Annotated in this window: 10 protein-coding genes; 7 read left to right on the top strand and 3 right to left on the bottom strand. The window is 32.2% G+C overall.

Translation table 11 applies throughout. From position 1 onward, the window contains the following. Window positions 1-64: 64 nt before the first annotated feature. Entirely contained in the window at window positions 65-1,597 is a 1,533-nt protein-coding gene (gene hutH / locus ACJJVO_RS09910; RefSeq protein WP_405573480.1) for a histidine ammonia-lyase, read from the bottom strand. A gap of 106 nt (window positions 1,598-1,703) precedes the next feature. Between hutH and ACJJVO_RS09905 the strand changes: the two genes are divergently transcribed. Beyond that, complete coding sequence (locus ACJJVO_RS09905) at window positions 1,704-2,948, top strand: NAD(P)/FAD-dependent oxidoreductase (RefSeq protein WP_405573477.1); 1,245 nt, start codon at window positions 1,704-1,706, stop codon at window positions 2,946-2,948. A gap of 46 nt (window positions 2,949-2,994) precedes the next feature. On the opposite strand, the gene ACJJVO_RS09900 is transcribed toward ACJJVO_RS09905, so the two are convergent. Both ACJJVO_RS09900 and ACJJVO_RS09895 read right to left on the bottom strand, forming a co-directional pair. After that, window positions 2,995-3,540: a hypothetical protein gene (locus tag ACJJVO_RS09900; RefSeq protein WP_405573475.1), complete on the bottom strand. Its 546-nt coding sequence runs from the start codon at window positions 3,538-3,540 to the stop codon at window positions 2,995-2,997. 177 nt (window positions 3,541-3,717) lie between these two features. After that, window positions 3,718-5,409 carry a hypothetical protein gene (locus tag ACJJVO_RS09895; protein WP_405573472.1) on the bottom strand — a complete coding sequence of 564 codons (1,692 nt, stop codon included), beginning with the start codon at window positions 5,407-5,409 and terminating at the stop codon, window positions 3,718-3,720. 254 nt (window positions 5,410-5,663) lie between these two features. On the opposite strand from ACJJVO_RS09895, the gene ACJJVO_RS09890 reads away from it, so the two are divergent. The 6 genes from ACJJVO_RS09890 to ACJJVO_RS09865 all read left to right on the top strand — a co-directional run bounded on the left by ACJJVO_RS09890 (window position 5,664) and on the right by ACJJVO_RS09865 (window position 20,767). Continuing rightward, a complete protein-coding gene (locus tag ACJJVO_RS09890) occupies window positions 5,664-8,444 on the top strand; it encodes a triple tyrosine motif-containing protein (protein ID WP_405573470.1) in 2,781 nt (926 codons plus the stop codon). Between the two features lie 249 nt (window positions 8,445-8,693). Next, window positions 8,694-11,894: a SusC/RagA family TonB-linked outer membrane protein gene (locus ACJJVO_RS09885; RefSeq protein ID WP_405573468.1), complete on the top strand. Its 3,201-nt coding sequence runs from the start codon at window positions 8,694-8,696 to the stop codon at window positions 11,892-11,894. A gap of 10 nt (window positions 11,895-11,904) precedes the next feature. Beyond that, complete coding sequence (locus ACJJVO_RS09880) at window positions 11,905-13,362, top strand: RagB/SusD family nutrient uptake outer membrane protein (protein ID WP_405573465.1); 1,458 nt, start codon at window positions 11,905-11,907, stop codon at window positions 13,360-13,362. 15 nt (window positions 13,363-13,377) lie between these two features. Next, window positions 13,378-15,462 carry a PKD domain-containing protein gene (locus ACJJVO_RS09875; RefSeq protein WP_405573462.1) on the top strand — a complete coding sequence of 695 codons (2,085 nt, stop codon included), beginning with the start codon at window positions 13,378-13,380 and terminating at the stop codon, window positions 15,460-15,462. Window positions 15,463-15,483: 21 nt separating this feature from the next. Beyond that, window positions 15,484-17,139 (top strand): family 16 glycosylhydrolase, encoded by a 1,656-nt coding sequence (locus tag ACJJVO_RS09870; RefSeq protein ID WP_405573459.1) that lies wholly within the window; start codon window positions 15,484-15,486, stop codon window positions 17,137-17,139. Between the two features lie 166 nt (window positions 17,140-17,305). Then, the gene (locus tag ACJJVO_RS09865; RefSeq protein ID WP_405573457.1) at window positions 17,306-20,767 is read left to right on the top strand and encodes a hypothetical protein; all 3,462 of its coding nucleotides are present in this window, start codon (window positions 17,306-17,308) and stop codon (window positions 20,765-20,767) included.

Below are 20,767 nucleotides of genomic sequence, written 5' to 3'. Positions count from 1 at the left end.
TTTAATATAATCATTCTTGGAAATAATTATATTTTTAGCAAAAGACGTTATTTTACACTAGCTATTATAATGACTCATTGTTCATTATATAGGCTTTAACTTCATTTACATAAGGATACATAACAACGTCTTCTGTAAATATAGGAACTAATTTTCTTATTTCATCATACATTTTCTTCGTTTTTGAAGATACTTGGTCTTGTGCTTTTAAGTACTCAATTGCTTGAATGATAGTAATCATTTCTATGGCTAAAACTTCAAAAGCGTTCTCTATAACCTTTTTTGTAATTAATGCAGCATTTGTTCCCATACTCACAATATCTTGATTGTCGTTGTTGTTAGGAATACTATGTACGTACATAGGGTTAGATAACATTTGATTTTCTGCTGTAGTAGAGGTCGCTGTAAATTGAACACCTTGCATACCAAAATTGAGTCCTAATTTTCCAAGATTTACAAATGCAGGTAACATATTGTTAAGACTAGGATTTAGTAGGTAGTTTAGTTGACGCTCTGCAAGCATGCTCATTTTTGTAACTACTATTTTTAACTTATCCATTTCTAATGAAACATAATCTCCATGGAAATTTCCACCATGATACACGTGTTGCTTTTCTACGTTCACAATCGGATTGTCGTTAGCAGAATTTACTTCTTCAATTAGAATGCTTTCAACACTATTTAATGTGTCTAAAACAGGACCTAATATTTGTGGAACACAACGTAATGAATAGTACTCTTGTACTTTGTCTTCAAAAACAGAAACATTATCACTGTTTTTCTCGTATAAGTGATGTTCTCTTTTTCGAGTTAAGTTGCTGTCTTTTAAGTGAGCACGCATTTCTTCTGCGATTTTGTGCTGTCCTATATGTCTTTTTGAATGATTTAACTCGTAAGATAAATGATCATCATAGGCTTTTACAATTTCATTAATTGCAGCAGAGCTAGAAATCATCCAATTTAATAATCGTCTAGTATAAACGGTATTTACAATACCTATGCCTGTCATTACAGAGGTACCGTTCATTAAAGCGAGTCCTTCTCTTAATTCTATAGAAATTGGTTCTAAACCTTCCGTTTTAAAAACGTCTTTTGTTGCTTTACGTTCACCTTTATAAAAGACTTCTCCTTCACCGATTAGTACTAGTGCTAAATGTGCTAATTGTACTAAATCTCCACTAGCTCCAACTCCTCCGTGTTCATATATTAATGGAGTGATGTCTCTATTTATTAATTCGGTCATTAAATTTATAACCGATATGTGGACTCCAGAATTACCTAATGACAAGGTGTTTAATCTTGCTAGCATCGCAGCTTTTACATACTTTGGTTGTATGTGGTTACCTGTGCCAGATGCGTGGCTACGTATTAAATTGTATTGTAATTGTATTCTTTCAGAATCTTTAATTTTGTACTGTGCCATTGGCCCGAAACCAGTATTAACACCGTAAATAACTTTATTTTCTGAAAACTCTTTTAAAAAGTTAAAGCTTTTTACAACAGTCTCTAAAACAGTATCATTCATTTGAATAGAATGAGATTCAAATATTACTTTATAAAAATCTTCAATTCTTAATTCCCCTTTAAGTTTTACCATCTATATTTTTTCAATATCTTTAATGAATATTTTTTTACAACCCGCAAGTTGTAGCTGTGCTTATGTGCAAATTTAAAATAATAAATGAATCTTTAGGTTTAAAATAATGAGTAATATAAATGTTGACGTTTTAATAATTGGTGCTGGACCTTCTGGTTGTGTAGCTGCTTCTTATTTGCATAATAATGGTTTAAAAATTAAAGTTGTTGAAAAAAACAATTTCCCAAGATTTGTTATTGGTGAAAGTTTGCTGCCTAGATGCATGGATCATTTTGAAGAAGTAGGCTTATTAGATTGCTTAAAAAAGAAAGGATTTGAAGTTAAAGCTGGTGCACGCTTTTTAAGAGGTGAGGAGGTTTGTAATTTTGATTTTAGTAAAAAACATACCGAAGGTTGGAATTGGACATGGCAAGTGCCACGAGCAGATTTTGACAAAACGCTCACCGATGAGCTTCTTAATAGAGGTGTGGATATTGCTTTTGAGGAAGAGGTAATTGATGTTGATTTTAGCGATGATGGAAGTTCTGTAACTTCTATTAAAAATAAGGATGGTGAAATATACAAAGTAGGTGCTAAATTTATTATTGATTCTAGTGGTTATGGTCGTGTATTGCCTCGTCTTTTAGATTTAGAAAAACCGTCAGAACTATTGAATCAGTCTTCAATATTTGCACATGTTAAAGATGTAAAACGACCAGAAGGTTGGGAAGGGACTAGAATTACTTTTGATGTTCTTGATACAAGATTGTGGTTTTGGGTGATTCCGTTTTCTAATGGAGTAACCAGTATTGGTTTTGTTGGACCTACGGAATTTATGGAGTCTTTTAAAGGTACTTCTTCTGAGAAGTTAACAGAAATGTTGAAATTATCAGCTTATTATAGGGAGCGATTTGAAGATGTTGACTTTTTATTTAAACCTGTAGAAATAACTAATTATTCTAAATCTGTGAAACAACTCTATGGAAAAGGATATGTGTTAACGGGTAATAGTGCTGAGTTTCTAGATCCTGTGTTTTCTTCGGGTGTTACTTTTGCTACTGAATCTGCATTAATGGCAGCGAAATTAATTACCAAATCTTTGCATAATGAATCTGTGGATTGGGAGGTAGAATATTCAGATTATATAAAAAGTGGAGTTAATGTGTTTTCTACATACGTCAAAGAATGGTACACAGGAAATTTACAAACATTATTCTTTCATAGACCAGAAAATCCTGAAATTAAAAAACAAATATGTGCTGTATTAGCAGGTTATGTATGGGACGAGAGTAATCCTTTTGTGAAAAACCATCATAGACTTGTTAGAACAGTTGCTCATATTATAGATATGGAAAAACAAAAAAGTGAGTAATTAGATCACTAATTACTCACTTTTATATTAAAAGGTTTAAATTGATTTAGAATGCTTTTTTCATAATCAATTTAGATAACGTTTTACCTGTTTTAGCATAACCTTCACCAATACGATCTTCGTTACTAAATGTACCTCCAAATTGAGCACCTGGTGCATGTTTACTAGTAATTTCTAATAGTACATTATCTCTATTAGCAGTTTCAACAAATTTTAATAACGTAGTTACTTTTGCTGGTTGTCTCATAACGCCAACATTATAACCTGGATATATCCAAACAGTTTCTACTATAAGTGTGTATTTTGCATCTGTAAGCCCTTCTTCAAAAGACATGCCTTTTTTTTCAGCTAAATCTCTATTCATAAGCTCTAAAAATTTTGGTGCATAGATAAGTTCTCTACTAGCTAACCATTTTTTTGCCCAAGTCTTACCTTTACCTTTTCCTTTAGATTCTAAATCTTCACTACGTTCCTTAACGTATTCGTCATTAGTAAGGTTGTCCTTGTTAATTTGCATGTTGCTATAATCAAACTCTACATTAATGGCTTGATTGCTTTCAATGAAATCAAAATTTCCTTCTGCAACTTTCATTTTTTGAGCGTAAACTATTGTTGATAGTAATAGAACAAACGCGAGTGATAATGTGTTTTTCATAATAAATTTATAAATATTGATTCGTCAAATATATTGAAAATAATTAATTGTAATTATACTATTTTAACAATTATGGATAGTGCTTTAAATTATAATCAACTTTATTGCAATACATTATTGGTTTATTTTTACTTTAATTAAAACGTCTTCTTTTTTCTTTTTATAAAACTCTATTACAAATTCATTTTCAGCAGTTTTAATAACTCTATTGTTGCTGAATTGATGAACTTCAAGTTTTTTTGTGACGTTTCGGGTATCGAAAATGTTATCTTTTTCAACGTCACCTGTAGTATCATTAATTTTATATGCCGTTAAGTAGCCTCCATGACCATCACTGTGTTTAGCAGGGATTTTATTTAAAGGTAAGTCTATGTTTTTTACATTGTCTAAATAGACTAAGTAATGGTTTCCATTGGTGTAAAAATATGAATAAGACATTCCGCCTTGGTAAGTCTTACTTGTGTCGTAAACTTGCCCCATTTTAGGTGCTCCAGACTGTCTTTTTGGTAATTTTTTCATCCAAGCTAAATCACCATTTGAATTTATTTTAGAAAGTAACATATCGTTGTTGTGGAAAGTGTAATAAATACGTCCGCTAGATGTACGATGTTGTATCACATAGGTTTGTTCGCCAATGAGTACAAGGCTACCATCATTATATATTATTAAATCTCGCAGCTGTAAATTAATGAACTCCGCTTTGTCTTTTTCGTCTTTTTTTGTATTCTTCTTTTTAGTTCTATCACTAACGTATTGGTTTAAAACTTCAACAGGGATTTCATGTGATTTTTTCTCTATTAATTCGCCATTTTTATCAATTTTAAAGGTGAACAATCCGTCTGAGTTTGCTAGTCTGTTATTTAGTCCATTGGTATAAAAACCTGCGCAAATCATAAAATCATCTGATGATTCAAATAGTGAAATCCCATTAATAAATTTATCATCTAAAACTATTTTTGTAATCTCAATATTATCAGAGCCATCAAGAAGTCTAAATAACTCCATATGGTAATTGGCATCTTTATCTTTCTTTTTCTTTTTGTCTTTATTGCTATCATCATGAAATACTTTAGAAAGCATATAGCCATGACCTTCGGAATCTACAGCGAAATCGAGCAAATTCATTCGTCTTTCCGTATAAGGCATTTTGTATTCGTTAGACCAAATAGGATTTAGTGTAAAATCATATACATTAACACCTATGATATCGTAACTTTTAGTGTCTCGTTTTACTTCTGGTTTCTTTCTATATTGTACCATAAGTTTAGATTCGTCATAAGACGTAATAAAATCAAACTTATCTGTAACTCCAAAACCACCAAACATTCCCATTGCACCAAAATTAACGCCTGTAGTATATGTGGCCATTGGTGATCCGGCTAATTTTCCAGCAATATCAATTAGTTTAATAGGCTCTCCTGTAAACTCACCAGTTTCAAAGTTGATTTCTCTATAATACAAGCGCTCGTGCTTGGATTTTTTTCCTGACCAAGATGAGTAGAAAAAGTAATACTTATCTTGCAATTCAATCATTCCTTCTACAACATAATTATCAGGGAGATCTTCGTATTTTTTTTCTGAAATAATACTTAGTCCTTCTACGTCAAATTTTTGAATAACTAAATATTTTTTCCAAGGCTTTACAGTTAAAACTTGTTTGTTTTTACTGAAATAGAATTTTTTTGCTGCATCATAAACTTGATAAGGCTCACTAACATTAAAACTATAATCTGGGGATAATTCTTTTTGTGCGTTTAATGTCAGTAAGAAAAGACATGTACAAAATAAAAGGTAGGCTTTTTTCATCGAATAGAGTTTATAATTATTGTTTGGTCGAATATATTGAAAATTATCAGGTTAGATTCTTTTTCAGCACAATAACACTTTGTTTTTAAGAAAACTTGAGTGCTTTTTTTCTGTCTTATAACTATACATGCTTAAAACATTTAAGATGTTAAGCCTAATAAATAAAGCTTATTAATAATTTTACTACCTTAACAGCATTATACAATATCTGTTTTATGTTATTTTTTTATAAACTTAAGGTTAATCTTTGTTTTTTGCTTACAGCACTACTTGTTAGTGTTACTTTTTATGCACAAGAGATTCCTCCTATTCAGGTATTTACATCGCAAGATTATGGTGCTGAAGATCAAAATTGGGCAATAGCTCAAGCTGAAAATAATTTTATTTATGTTGCTAACAATAAAGGTTTGCTGGAGTATAATGGTGCGTCTTGGACGCTTTATAATTCTCCAAACGTTGGCATTTTAAGGTCTTTAAGGGTTGTTGAAGATAAAATTTATTCGGGTGGATATATGGATTTTGGTTATTGGGCTAAAAACAACCAAGGTAAATTATTGTATACTTCTCTAATTGATGATCAAAAATTTTCAGTAAACGAAGATGAGGATTTTTGGGGCATCATTAATATTGAAGGTTATGTGTTATTTCAGTCGTTCGATAGAATTTATATTTATAATACAGAAGAGGAAAGTTTTGACATTATAAACTCTGATTCTAGGATAAATAAAATGTTTAAGGTAGGTGAAACTATTTATTTTCAAATAATAAATAAAGGTGTTTTTAAGATTGAAAATGGTGTAGAAGCCATGGTGATTTCGGCAGAAACGATTGCTGATAGAGAGTTAGTGAATATGTTTTTAACAGACTCTAAGCTGCTACTACTAACTAAAGAGAATGGCTTTTTTAGTTTTAATGATGAAGGTATAGAGCCTTGGTTGCCAAGTTCAAATATACCATTTTCTGATTTGAGTATTTATAGTAGTATTAAATTAAATGATGAAAGCTTTGTTTTAGGAACAGTTGCTAATGGAATTATTCATATAGATAAAAATGGCAAGGAGTTGTTAAGAGTCAATCAGTCTTTTGGGATGAGCAATAATACTGTTTTGTCAATTTTAGAAGATAGTTATGGTAATATTTGGTTAGGCTTGGATAATGGTATAAATGTTATTAATCTGAATTCTCCGTATAAAGTTTATACTGATAAGCAAGGTGTTTTGGGTACGGTGTATGTTGCTGCCAAAGTAGAAGATTATCTTTATTTGGGAACGAATCAGGGTTTGTTTTATAAAAATTTAAATTATAAAAACTCATTTAGATTTGTAGAAGGCACTAAAGGGCAAGTTTGGAGCTTATCTTTTGTTAAGGGAACGTTGTTTTGTGGTCACGATAAGGGAACTTTTATTATTGATAAAGGAGCTGCTAAAGGAATTTCTAGTGTTTTAGGGACTTGGGTAGTTAAAGAAATTAAAGGTTACCCTAATCTTTTAATTCAAGGTAATTATAAAGGATTAAATATTTTAGAAAAAATTGGTAATACATGGAGTTATCGAAATAAAATTGTTGACTTTGATATTTCTTCTCGATATTTTGAATTTCTTGATTCACATGAGTTATTGGTGAGTCATGAGTATAAAGGCGTTTATAAAATTAAGATAGATAATGATTTTGAGAGAGTAATTGATTTCAAGAAGATACCTATCCATGAAGGTGTGAAATCTAGTATTGTAAGTTATGATAATAAAATCTTATATAGTTTTCAAGATGGTTTTTTTTCATATGATAAAGAAAATCAAAGATTTAAACCAGATACCGTTTTAAGTAAGTTGTTTAGTGGAGAAAATTACGTTTCTGGTAAGCTAATTAATGATAGGGAAGCTAATAAGCTTTGGGGTTTTTCTAATAATGATATCATATATATAGAGCCTGGGAAATTATCAAGTGAGCCAAAAATTAATTCTATTGCGCTTTCTGAAGAAGTGCGTAAAAGTAAATCTGGATTTGAAAATATATTAGACCTAGGTGGTAATGTTTATTTAATCGGAACTACAGAAGGGTATTTAATAATGGATTTAAATAAGCTTGAGTATAGAGCTTTAGATATTCACTTAAACAGTGTTGCTAGTGGATCGCATCCAAATGAACTTGAGTCATTGGATCTAATTAACTCTAGTGTCTTTAAGAATAAAACTAATAATATTAAATTTAAATATAGTGTTACTAATTACGATAAACTTTCCGCTTCTAAATACCAATATAAGTTAACAGGTATCTATGATAATTGGAGTAATTGGTCTCCAAGCTCAGAAGTGTTTTTTAAAAATTTGCCTTATGGAGATTATACTTTTGAGGCGAGAGCCATATCAGGAGGTGTTGTATCTAGTAATATATTGTCATATGGTTTTACAATTGAAAAACCATGGTATCTTAAACCATTGGCCATAATTTCTTATTTTGTTTTAGCATTACTCTTTATATATGTGCTGTATTATTTCAATAAAAAGCATTATAAAAAACAGCAAAAAAAGCTTATTGAAAAAAAAGAAAGACAATTGGCATTAGAACAATCAGAAAATAAGCGTCAGTTAATACAGTTTAAAAACAAAAACTTACAATTAGACATTGAAAACAAGAACAGGGAACTTGGTATGGCAACTATGAATTTAGTAAAGCGTAATGAGTTGTTGAGTAATATTAAGAGTGAGTTAACTAAAAGTAAATCATTAACAGAAGTTAATAAAGTGGTTAAACTTATTAACTCAAGCATAAACAATACAAACGATTGGGAATTATTCGAAGAAGCCTTTAATAACGTCGATAAAGATTTTATGAAAAGGATAAAGGCACTCCATCCGTCTATTACGCCTAATGATTTAAGATTGTGTGCTTATTTAAGATTAAATCTATCTTCAAAAGAAATAGCTCCACTTTTAAATATTTCTCATAAAAGTGTTGAGGTTAAGCGCTATCGTTTGCGTAAAAAATTGGGATTAGAGCACGAACAAAGTCTATCTAATTATATTATTGAATTGTAGTACCTATACACTTACCTAATTCGCCTATACATTACCTATACAAAAGCTGTATTTGGCGTCATTTTAACTATATACAAGAGTTTTGTTAAGTAAAAGTTAATTCCGAGAATATCATAAAATAAAGGGGTGTTGAATGATTTTTTAGTAATTTTTGGTGTTTTATTTTGCGTTGTATGTTTTATGTATAGCCTTGATTTAAGAATTCTTAATATTTATTTTCTAATATTACAGTATCTAATTAAATAAACTATGAAAATAAAACTTTTCACGCTATTTGCACTCATTTTAACAATGACAGCATTTGGGCAAAATGTAGATCTAACTGGAACGGTAACTGAAGCATCTTCAGGGCAACCTTTACCAGGTGTTAATGTAATCCTTAAGAATACCACTAAAGGAGCATCGACAGATTTTGATGGGAACTTTACTTTAAAGGATGTGCCATTAAATTCTGTAGTAGTTGTTTCATATATTGGTTTTGTTAAGCAAGAGATTACAATTTTAAATAATGACCCACTAAATATTGCTTTAGTTGAAGACTCAGAGTCTTTAAGTGAGGTAGTTGTAATTGGTTATGGTACGCAGAGAAAAGAATTGGTTACAGGTGCATATTCTAGCATGGATGCAGAAAGCATTGTTGAAACTAATCCGACGAGAATTGAAGAAGCATTAAAAGGTAGTGCGGCAGGAGTTCAAGTAAATGCAAATTCTAGTTCGCCTGGAGCTTCACTTAATATTAGAATTAGAGGTATTACTACAAATGGTGATAACTCTCCTTTAGTAATTGTAGATGGGGTTAATATAGGTAATGATCTTAGTATTATAGATCCTAACGATATTGAAAAAATGGATATTATTAAGGATGCTAGTTCCGCGATATATGGAGTGCAAGGGGCAAATGGTGTTATTCTTATTACTACTAAATCTGGAAAGAAAAACAGAAAAACAAAATTTTCGTACAATTCATACTATACCATTCAGGAAGCAGATAATCAAATTGATATGCTTAATAACTATGAATACGCGGCATATGTGAATGAAACGGAAGCTGCTGATGGTAATCCTTTGCCTTATCCAAATTTACAAAATTTAACTACTAATACAGATTGGCAAGAAGAACTATTCTCACAAGCTCCAATGTTTAATCATAATTTCAGTGTTAATGGAGGTTCAGAATCTACTACATATGGCTTTAGTGCTAGTTATTTTGCTCAAGATGGTATAATTGAAAGTGATAAGTCTAATTATCAACGTTGGACTATCAAGAATAATTTAGGGGTGGATATCTCAAAAAAATTAAAACTGAATACCTTTTTGTTGTATACTAATATTAGGAATAAATCTATAGCAGAGGGTGGTCGAGGTTCTGCATTATATTATGCATTAAACGCTTCGCCATTAAGTCCTGTTTATGATGATTCTACACCTTCAAATATCTCTAATGGGTATGCTTATATTAGTCAAGACCAAGGTAACGAAATTGTTAACCCACTTGCATTATTAGATAATACTTATAATGAGGGATGGGCAGATCGTTTTACTGGTAAAATAGAACTAGTTTATAACTTAATAGATGATTTAAAGGCGACAACTCGATTCAATTTTAATTATTCGGATTATGGCGGTAGAGAATATTACCCACTACAGTATTATGGTTTAGGTAAAGTTGTAAATAATGTAGTATTAGATGCGAATGACCCTAGTGCTTTCGATGTTGATAGAAATGACGATGGTCAGAGAGATCTTTATGGTACAGTTGCTGAAAACACGCAGCACTCTTTCGATTATACTTGGGAAAACTTTGTTGAATACAGCAAGTCTTTTAATGATAAACATAATTTTAATTTTTTATTGGGTACTTCTATTAGAAGTGAGGTTTATAAGGGCTTTTTTGGTTCAGGGCCTTTAAATAGTGGACCAGACTCATGGGATAATGCATATTTAGGTAATTCTAATTCAATTATACAAGTAGTTGGCGATGAGGTCACTTCTAGTTTAGTGACATCTGCAGATGGAAGAAATGAAAATAGATGGTATTCTTTTTTCGGACGAGTTCAGTATGATTATCAGGGCAAGTATATATTGTCTGCAATGGTAAGACGTGATGCGTCAACAAAATTTGGATCGAATGATAGAATAGGTAACTTTCCATCAGTTTCTGTTGGTTGGTTAGCTTCTAACGAAGAATTTTTTAAGGTAGATTTTATTAATAAACTTAAAGTTAGAGGAAGTTGGGGGATAACAGGAAATGATAAAATTGGTGATTATAGATGGTTAGGTCTTTTACAAGGTACTACAGGTGAGGCAACATATCCTTTTAATGATTTATTATCATTTGGTAATGCAGTTGGAGCATTGGCTAATCCTGATTTAAAATGGGAAACGAACAAACAGACAAATATCGGAATTGATTTAGGGCTTTTTAATAGTAAGTTAAATTTAACTATTGATTATTATAAAAAGACGACTGAGGATTTATTGTTAGTGCCAGAAGTATCAGGTCTTTTGGGATCAGCTGCTGGTGGTAGTTCAGCTCCTTTTGTTAATGCAGGTACCATTGAAAATAAAGGAATTGATTTAAGTATCAATTATAAGCACGACTTTAATGATAATTTTGGTTTTAGTGCAGGTTATACATTAACAACAATTAAAAATAAAGCACTTCAGGTTAATAATGCTGCAGGTTTTATTTCTGGAGGACTTTTTGGATTAAGCCAAACAACATCTAGATTTCAAACAGGATTACCAATAGGTGTGTTTTATGGATTAAAAATGGATGGTATATATCAAAATCAAGCCGAAATAGATGCCTTAAACACAGATACAAATAATGATGGCACTATTGATAGCTCTGATACAGCATATCAAGTTGGCGCAAGTCCTGGTGATATTAGATATGTAGATGTAGATGGTGATGGAGTTGTAGAATACGGAAGTAGTGATGATCAAACGGTTATTGGTAATCCAATTCCTGATGTTACAATGGGATTCAATTTAAATATAAACTATAAGTCTCTTGATTTTGGAACTTCTTTATATGCTTCTATTGGTAATGATATAGCACGTAGTTATGAAAGATTCTTAACCTATAGTAACAAACCAGACTTTTATTTAGATCGCTGGACTGGTGAGGGAACTTCAAATTCGGTACCTAGAGCTTCAAACACAGCTTCTAATAACTTTTTGTTTTCAGATTTTTATGTTGAAGATGGTTCTTATTTAAGAATTCAAAATATTCAATTAGGTTATTCACTTCCTAAAGAGGTATTAGATAATCTAAAACTGGATAAAATTAGAATTTATGTAGCTATCAATAACCTTTATACTTTTACTAAATATAAAGGGTATAACCCAGACGTGTCAAACTCAAGCCCATTAGGTGCTGGTGTTGATTATGGACAATATCCACAGACAAGAACTTTTACAACAGGTATTAATGTTTCATTTTAATTTAAGACAAATGACTATAAAAAAAATAACAGCTTTATTTTTAATCATAACATGTTTTGCATGTGATGATTATATAGATACGCTACCGGAAGGTCAAGAGAATAGTGAGAATTATTTCAATTCCAAGTCAGATTACGAAGATGCCTTAGTTGGTGTATATGATTTATTATCCACAACTTATCTACATAATATCTTAGGTGAGATAGCGTCAGACAATAGTTTGTGTGGAGGTGAGACACCAACAGATGTTTTAGATTGGCAACAAATTGATGACATGACGCATACACCAGACAACGGTGCATTAAGAAGTGTTTTTCAGTTTATGTATGCAGGAATTAGTCGAGCTAATTACATTATAGAATTTCAAGACAAAACTGATTTTGAAGGAAAGGAACAACTGCTTGCGGAGAATTTATTTTTAAGATCTTATTACTATTTTGAATTAATAAAGTTTTTTGGAGATGTACCATTATATACTAATGGAAGAATTACAATAGAAGAGTCACAAACAATTTCAAGAACACCAAAAGCAGACGTTTATGCACAACTTGAAGCAGATTTACAATCAACGATAGATAATCTTCCTTGGGAACAAACTCAAAATGGAAGAGTAACTAGAGGCGCTGCTCTTGCATTATTAGGAAAAATTTATTTATATCAAGATAAGTTTGAGTTGGCGGCTAATACGTTAGACGAAGTGATTAACTCTGGTCAATATCAATTAGTAGATGACTTTTCAACAATCTTTTTAAATTCTAATGAAAACAATTCTGAATCTGTATTCGAAGTGCAATATTTTGGAGGTGAAGGTGCAAGCTTTGACTGCTTCCAATGTGTTGAAGGAAATATAGCTGTTGGGTTTATGGGACCGAGATTTACTGGTGGTGACTTTTCACCATTTACTTCAGGATTTAGTTTTAATCCTCCAACAGAAGAGCTATATAATGCATATTCAGCAGATGATGAAAGACGAGATGCAACGATACTAAATATGGATGAATTTGTGTTAGAAAACCCAGATGTTACATTTAATGAAGGTAATTCACTTGATTATACTGGTTATTATAATAAAAAGTATATTCCTTATTCAGAAGCTAATTCTGGTGATGTAAATCTTACGCACAGTAATAACTATAGAGCAATACGATATTCTGACGTTTTATTGATGGCAGCTGAGGCTTATAATAGAAGTGGGCTTAACGATTCAAGAGCTAAGGATTATGTTAATTTAGTAAGAGTTAGAGCTGGATTGGATGAAATACAAACTTCTGGAACTAATTTAACTCAAGACATATATAATGAGAGAAGGTTAGAATTAGCAGGTGAGGGTCATCGCTTTTTTGACCAGGTTAGAACAGGTAGAACTAATACTATTCCTAATTTTTCAAGTAAAAATGTTTTATTTCCTATACCTAGAATCGAGATTGAATTGGCAGGAAATAATTGGTCTCAAAATGATGGATACTAAAAAAAGAATAACACTATGAAAACAGTAAAATATATATTTAGTTTATGTCTTATAGCACTTCTAATTAACAGTTGTGTTAAAGATGATGATAATACAGATTTTTTGAATACTGCTGTGGCTCCAGCTAACGTACTAGCTTCATTTACAGTAACTCAAGATAACAGTGGTTTGGTTACTATTACACCAACAGCTGACGGTGCAACAGGTTTTAATATCTTTTATGGTGATAGTACGGTTGATCCAGCTAGCTTGGCTCAAGGAGAAAATACTACGCATGTTTATGAAGAAGGAGTCTATACTGTTACAGTGGTAGCTTTCGGTCTTACAGGTTTAGAAACTGAAATCACCCAAGAGTTGGTAGTATCGTTTAATCCGCCAGAGAATTTAATGGTGACAATTGAAAATGATGCAGCTATATCTAAACAGGTAAATGTAACAGCAACGGCAGATTACGCTATGTTTTATGAAGTTGATTTTGGAGATGGTTCAGAAGTTCTTCAAACCAATATAGGAGAAGTGACTTCATATACCTACGAAAATGCTGGCTTGTATACTATAACAGTTACTGCAATGGGAGCAGCTATTGAAACTACGACTTATACAGAAGTAGATTTTGAAGTTACGGAAATAGTACAGCCATTAAGTTCTGCGCCAACACAACCTTCAAGATCAGAGACGGATGTTATTTCAATTTTCAGTGGTGCATATACAGATATTACAGGAGTTGATTTCTATCCAAATTGGGGACAATCAACTACTTTCAACTTATTCAATTTAGGAGGAGATGATATGTTGCAGTACACAAATTTAAATTATCAAGGCATAGATTTTTCAGGTACACCAATTGATGCTTCGCAAATGGAGTATTTACATGTTGATGTTTGGACAGCAGATGAAAACGATGCGAAAATATCACCAATTAGTTCGGGTCCAAATGAAACAGCATATGATTTGGATTTAACGGCACAACAATGGACGTCGTTTGATATTCCTTTATCATTTTTTACGGATCAAAATCCATTGGTAGATTTAAGTGATATCATTCAATTTAAGTTAGATGGTAACCCAGTAGAAGGTACAATCTTTGTAGATAATTTATATTTCTGGAAAGCCCCTTCAGGTTCTCCAACAGGTGTAGTTGGTACTTGGAAGTTGTCTTCAGCGGCTGGATCATTGGGTGTAGGGCCTGCTGTAGGTGATATTGGCTGGTGGAATTGTGACTCAGACTGCGTAATTGAAAGAGCATGTTATTATGACGATGAATACATTTTTAATGCAGATGGTACATTTAGTAATGTTCTAGGGGCTGATACTTGGGTAGAAGGTTGGCAAGGTGGTGGAGATGCGTGTGGCACTCCTGTAGCACCTCACGATGGATCTGGAGCAGCAACATTTGTATATGATGAAGGAGCTGGAACAATTACATTAAATGGTGTTGGAGCCTTTTTAGGGGTTCCTAAAGCAACTAATACGGGTGAAATATCAAATCCGGCAGACGCACCAGCATCAATAACATATAATGTTACACTATCAAACTTTGATACAGAAATGTCTGTATATATTGAAGCGGGTTCTGGTGTGTTTTGGCAATTTAATTTTACTAAAGAAGGTGCTGCACCTTCACCATTGGCAGGATCATGGCAATTATCTGCAGAAGCAGGTTCGCTCGGAGTAGGACCAACACCTGGAGATATTTCTTGGTGGAATTGTGATGATGCTTGTGTTGGAGATAGAGCATGTTATTATGACGATCAATATGTTTTTGGATCAGACGGTTCTTTTTCAAATGTTTTAGGTGCTGAAACTTGGATAGAAGCATGGCAAGGTGGTGGAGACGCTTGTGGTACTCCTGTAGCACCTCATGATGGATCAGCAGTGGCAACGTATACTTTAGACTTAAGTGCAGGAACCCTTACTATAAATGGTGCTGGCGCATATATAGGTCTTGCAAAAGCTGTGAATTCAGGAGAAATTGCTAGTCCTGCAGATACACCAGATTCAATAGTTTATGATATTACTATTGTAGATAATAATACAATTAATGTAATGGTAGAAGCAGGTGCTGGTGTGTTTTGGCAATATAAATTGGTGAAAATTTAACAAAAGAAAAAGATGAAAAACATGAAAAATTTAAAATACGCAATGATGCTTCTGTTCTCACTTACTCTATTGGTGAGTTGTGAAGAAGACAACTACGAATTTGGAGATTTAGTTACGCCAACAAACGTAACTATAACAGCAGAAATTGTGGGACAAGATGCAGACAATCCTTATGGTGATGGAAGTGGATTCGTAAATTTTGTTTCAACAGCAGATAATGAGATAAGTTATAGATTCGACTTTGGTGATGAAAAAAGTGATATAGCGCCTAGTGGAGAAATTACACATAGATATACTAACGTAGGTGTTAACACATATACCGTGGTTGTAAATGCAATTGGAACAGGTGGAATAATGACAAGCCAGTTACTAGAAATTGAAGTTTTTAGCTCTTTTACAGATCCCGAAGCAGAAAATTTCTTAAGTGGTACTAATGTAGGAGATAGTAAAACTTGGTATTGGGCAGCTAATGTTGCACTACATGTAGGTTTAGGTCCTGTAGATGAGGATTACGGTAATGGAGAATTTGCTTATGAAGCTTGGTGGAATGGAATTCAGCCATTTGATGAAGAAAAATCATGTATGTATAGTGATAAATTTGTATTTACAAAAACAGAAAACGGAGTAACTTTTGAACAAACAGAAGGACCTGCATTTGTTCCAGGGACGTATGCAGATATTCTTGGTGTAGCAGGTGATACATGTCAAGATGAAAGTGTAATTCCAAGCATGTATGGTGTTAAAAATGTATCTTTCTTCCCGTCATCTTCAATGGCAGCATTAGAAGGTACTTATGCAGAACTGCCATACAGACAAACGAGTTTTGAGATTTCTGATGGTGGATTTTTGGGTTGGTATACTGGTTCAGTTGAATACGATATTATTTCAATAAGTGATACAGAATTACATGTGAGATTTATTCAAGAAGGTGGAGGTTTTGCTTGGTATGCTAAGTACCAAACTCAAAATCCATTTGACGTTGATAATTTTCCTTCTCTAGTTTGGTCAGATGAGTTTGATACAAGCGGAGCACCAGATACAGCAAACTGGACATATGATCTCGGTGCAGGTGGCTGGGGAAATGGCGAGGCACAAACTTATACTGATTCCGCAGAGAATGTAATTGTAGAAGATGGCTTCTTGAAAATAACAGCCAAAGCAGATGGTAGTGGTTATACTTCTGCTAGATTAAAATCTCAAGGCTTACAAGAATTTACATACGGTAGAGTAGAGATTAGAGCAAAATTACCAGCCTCTCAAGGAACATGGCCAGCACTTTGGATGTTAGGCGCTAACTTTCCTGATGTAGGATGGCCTGCTTGTGGTGAAATAGATATTATGGAGCAAACAGGTGATAATAAGAACGATGTATTAGGAACTTGTCATTGGTTTGATAATGGTACAAGCAGTAATGCTAGTTATGGAGAAATTACAGCTGTAGCTAATTCTACATCAGAATTTCATTTGTATTCATTAGAATGGACAGAAGAGTCTCTAAGAATTTTTGTTGATGGAACAGCATATTATACGTTAACAAATGATGCTGAATTACCATTTTATGATAAAGATTTCTTTTTTATAATGAATATTGCAATGGGAGGAACTTTAGGTGGAACAATTGATCCTGCTTTTACAGAAGACACAATGGAAGTAGATTATATCAGAGTATATCAATAAAAAAACAGTGCCAATTATTTGATTAAATAAGTTATTTAAGGTCGAGTTTTTTTTATGCTCGACCTTTTATAATAGGTACATTTCAACTTTATTAACCTGTACCGTTAATATAAATTATTTAGAAAAAAAATACTAAGCTTTACGATTAGAAATATTTATTACACCAATGACAAAGAATCCCATTTACATAGGAAATAAGAGAGCTTCAAACGATGAAAATGAAGTTAAAGGAGAACTTGTATCACTTTATAATGAAGCCTATTATAAAATTACTAATAGTGACAAAATGAGACCATTTTTTATGAGTCTTGTTAGTAACTCTAACCACTGGTTATTTATATCTAGTAATGGAGCGTTAACTGCAGGTAGAAAAAATGCAAATAATGCATTGTTTCCTTATTATACAGATGATAAAATCACTGAATCATTAGAAACTACAGGTAGTAAAACGATTATTCAAATTCATAAAGATGATAAAACATTTTTATGGGAACCTTTTTCAAATAAGTATCAAGGTGTATATGCTACTAAACGAAATTTATACAAAAACAGCTATGGTAATAAAGTTGTTTTTGAAGAAATTAACGAAGACTTAGGTCTTACTTATAGATACCAATGGAACTCTAGTGACCAATTTGGATTTGTGAGAAAAGGGGAAGTTATCAATAATACAAGTGAAAAAGTTGATATTACGATTTTAGACGGTATTCAAAATATTCTACCATATGGCTTAGCTTCAGATTTTCAAAATGCAACAAGTAACTTAATTGATGCATATAAAAAGTGTGAACTAGAATCAGATTCTGGAATAGGGATATTTGCTTTAAGTGCTATAATTGTAGATAAGGCAGAACCAAGTGAGGCTTTAAAAGCCAATACAGTTTGGTCTTCTGGATTAGAAAATCCTACGCATTTAATTTCATCTTTACAGTTAGATGCTTTCAGAAACGGTAAAACGATTACTGAAGAAAAAGATATTAGAGCTGAAAAAGGAGCATACTTTATTGTTAAGGATTTGAGCTTAGAGCCTCATGGCGAACAACGTTGGATGTTTGTGGCAGAAGTCAACCAAACAATAAGTGAAATTAATAATATTTCAGAAAAAATAAAAAGTAATACTAATCTTGAAGAATTAGTACAGCAAGATATAGATGCTGGTACTAAAAATCTTTTAGAATTAGTTGGTGCTTCAGACGGAATTCAGCTTGGTGATGATAAATTAAGAAATACAAGACACTTTGCAAATACACTTTTCAACATTATGAGAGGTGGAATCTTTGATGACGATTACAACATTGAAAAAGAAGATTTTGTAAAATATATGGCTAAGGCCAATAAAAAGGTTTCAAAAAGTAAAGAAGATATTTTAAATAGTTTACCTGAAATCTTCAAGGTAGATTATATTAAAAATATCGCTGATCAAGATGATGATAGTAATTTTAAAAGGCTCTGTTATGAATACCTACCACTGAAATTTAGTAGAAGACATGGTGACCCAAGTAGACCTTGGAATAAGTTTTCTATAAACACACGTAGTGAGGTAGATGGTTCTAAAATTTTAGATTACGAAGGGAACTGGAGAGATATTTTTCAAAATTGGGAAACATTAGCACATTCTTATCCTGCTTTTATGGAAGGGATGATTCATAAGTTTTTTAATGCCACTACGTTTGAAGGTTATAATCCTTACAGAGTAACCAAAGATGGATTTGATTGGGAAACTATAGAAGAAGATGATCCATGGTCTTATATCGGATATTGGGGAGATCATCAAATTATCTACTTATTAAAGTTTTTAGAGTTTATTGAGAAGCATTATCCTACTAAACTTGCTCATAGTTTTACTCAAGATGTTTTTGTGTATGCTAACGTACCATATAAGATTAAGAGTTATCAAGACACTTTAAAAAATCCTAAAGACACTATAGATTTTGATCATGCTTTAGATGAAAAAATCAACACAGTAAAAGATAGATTAGGTGCTGATGGTGCTTTATTAAGAGATGAAAATTATTTCATCCATAAAGTCAACTTAATCGAAAAATTATTAGCTACCGTTTTAGCTAAAGTGTCTAATTTTATACCAGAAGGCGGAATTTGGTTAAATACACAACGACCAGAATGGAACGATGCTAACAATGCTTTAGTTGGTAATGGTGTGTCTATGGTGACCTTATATTACCTAAGACGATTCATTAATTTCTTTGAAGGTATTGTTGAAAATTCTTCAGATACGGAGTATAAGCTTTCAACAGAATTAAAAACGTTTTTTGAAAGTGTTGTAAAAACATTAAATGATAATGTAAAAGTACTGTCAGGTAAAATATCTGATAAAGAAAGAAAAACCATTTTAGATGGATTAGGTACTGCAGGTAGCGACTATAGATTAAAAATTTATGAAGCCGGTTTTACCAGCGATAAAGAAGCTATTTCAAAAGAAGATTTATTAAAATTCTTCACGGCATTAAAACAGTATTTAGACCATACTATTAAAGCTAACAAGAGAGCTGATAACTTATATCATGCGTACAATTTAATGACGGTTAAAAATGATGCAGAAGTGTCAATTTCTTACTTGCCAGAAATGTTAGAAGGTCAGGTTGCTGTTTTAAGTTCAGGGTATTTAAAACCTAAAGAAGCATTAAGTTTATTAGATGGGTTAAAAGCAAGTGCGCTTTTTAGAGAGGACCAATACAGTTACATTTTATATCCAAATAAACAATTGTCGCGCTTTGTAGATAAAAATAATATTCCTGCTCAATCTGTTGAAAAATCAAAATTATTAAAGCAATTAATTGCTGATGGTAATACTCAGATTATAGAGAAAGATGTTCTAGGTGCATATCATTTTAACGGTAATTTTAATAATGCAGAGAGTTTAAAAACGGCATTAAACCAGTTGCCACAAGAGAAATATGATGACCTAATTGAGTCTGATACTCGTTTATTGTTAGAGATATTTGAAGACATGTTTGACCATAAATCATTTACAGGGCGTTCAGGTACATTCTACGGTTATGAAGGTTTAGGGTCTATTTACTGGCACATGGTATCTAAATTATTGTTAGCAACTCAAGAAAACTGTTTACTAGCAGTGGCTAATAATGAAAGTGAAGAAACTATAGGACGCTTATTAGAGCATTATTACGAAATTAATGAAGGTATCGGAGCACATAAATCACCAGAATTATATGGTGCTTTTCCAACCGATCCATATTCTCATACACCAGGAGGAAAAGGCGCACAGCAACCAGGAATGACTGGTCAGGTAAAAGAAGATGTGTTATGTCGTTTTGGAGAATTAGGAGTATTTGTAAAAGACGGAAAACTGTTTTTTAATCCTAGACTTTTAAGAGCTGAAGAATTTTTAAGTCAACCAAAAGAATTTGTTTATACAGCATTAGATAAAGAACTTAAAACAATTCAACTTGATAAAGGTTCGCTTTGTTTTACATATTGCCAAGTGCCTGTTATATATCAGCTTCGAGATGAAAACTCAATTGAAGTTAAATTCAATGATGGTTCAGTTTCAAATTTTAATGATTTAAAGTTAGATAAAACTACAAGTGATAAAATATTTAATCGCTCGGGTGAAGTAAATCAAATTATTGTGTCTGTAAAAAAATAA

The organism is Winogradskyella sp. Asnod2-B02-A, assembly GCF_045063645.1.
Taxonomy (GTDB): domain Bacteria; phylum Bacteroidota; class Bacteroidia; order Flavobacteriales; family Flavobacteriaceae; genus Winogradskyella.
The sequence above is the reverse complement of the archived record's forward strand: the minus strand, read 5'-3'. Positions and strand labels throughout refer to the sequence as shown.

Coding starts and splice junctions, on each gene's coding strand:
- ACJJVO_RS09900 (WP_405573475.1), bottom strand. CDS start 3,540: ATGAAAGTTGCAGAAGGAAATTTTGATTTCATTGAAAGCAATCAAGCC.
- hutH (WP_405573480.1), bottom strand. CDS start 1,597: ATGGTAAAACTTAAAGGGGAATTAAGAATTGAAGATTTTTATAAAGTA.
- ACJJVO_RS09880 (WP_405573465.1), top strand. CDS start 11,905: ATGACTATAAAAAAAATAACAGCTTTATTTTTAATCATAACATGTTTT.
- ACJJVO_RS09895 (WP_405573472.1), bottom strand. CDS start 5,409: ATGAAAAAAGCCTACCTTTTATTTTGTACATGTCTTTTCTTACTGACA.
- ACJJVO_RS09905 (WP_405573477.1), top strand. CDS start 1,704: ATGAGTAATATAAATGTTGACGTTTTAATAATTGGTGCTGGACCTTCT.
- ACJJVO_RS09885 (WP_405573468.1), top strand. CDS start 8,694: ATGAAAATAAAACTTTTCACGCTATTTGCACTCATTTTAACAATGACA.
- ACJJVO_RS09865 (WP_405573457.1), top strand. CDS start 17,306: ATGACAAAGAATCCCATTTACATAGGAAATAAGAGAGCTTCAAACGAT.
- ACJJVO_RS09875 (WP_405573462.1), top strand. CDS start 13,378: ATGAAAACAGTAAAATATATATTTAGTTTATGTCTTATAGCACTTCTA.
- ACJJVO_RS09870 (WP_405573459.1), top strand. CDS start 15,484: ATGAAAAATTTAAAATACGCAATGATGCTTCTGTTCTCACTTACTCTA.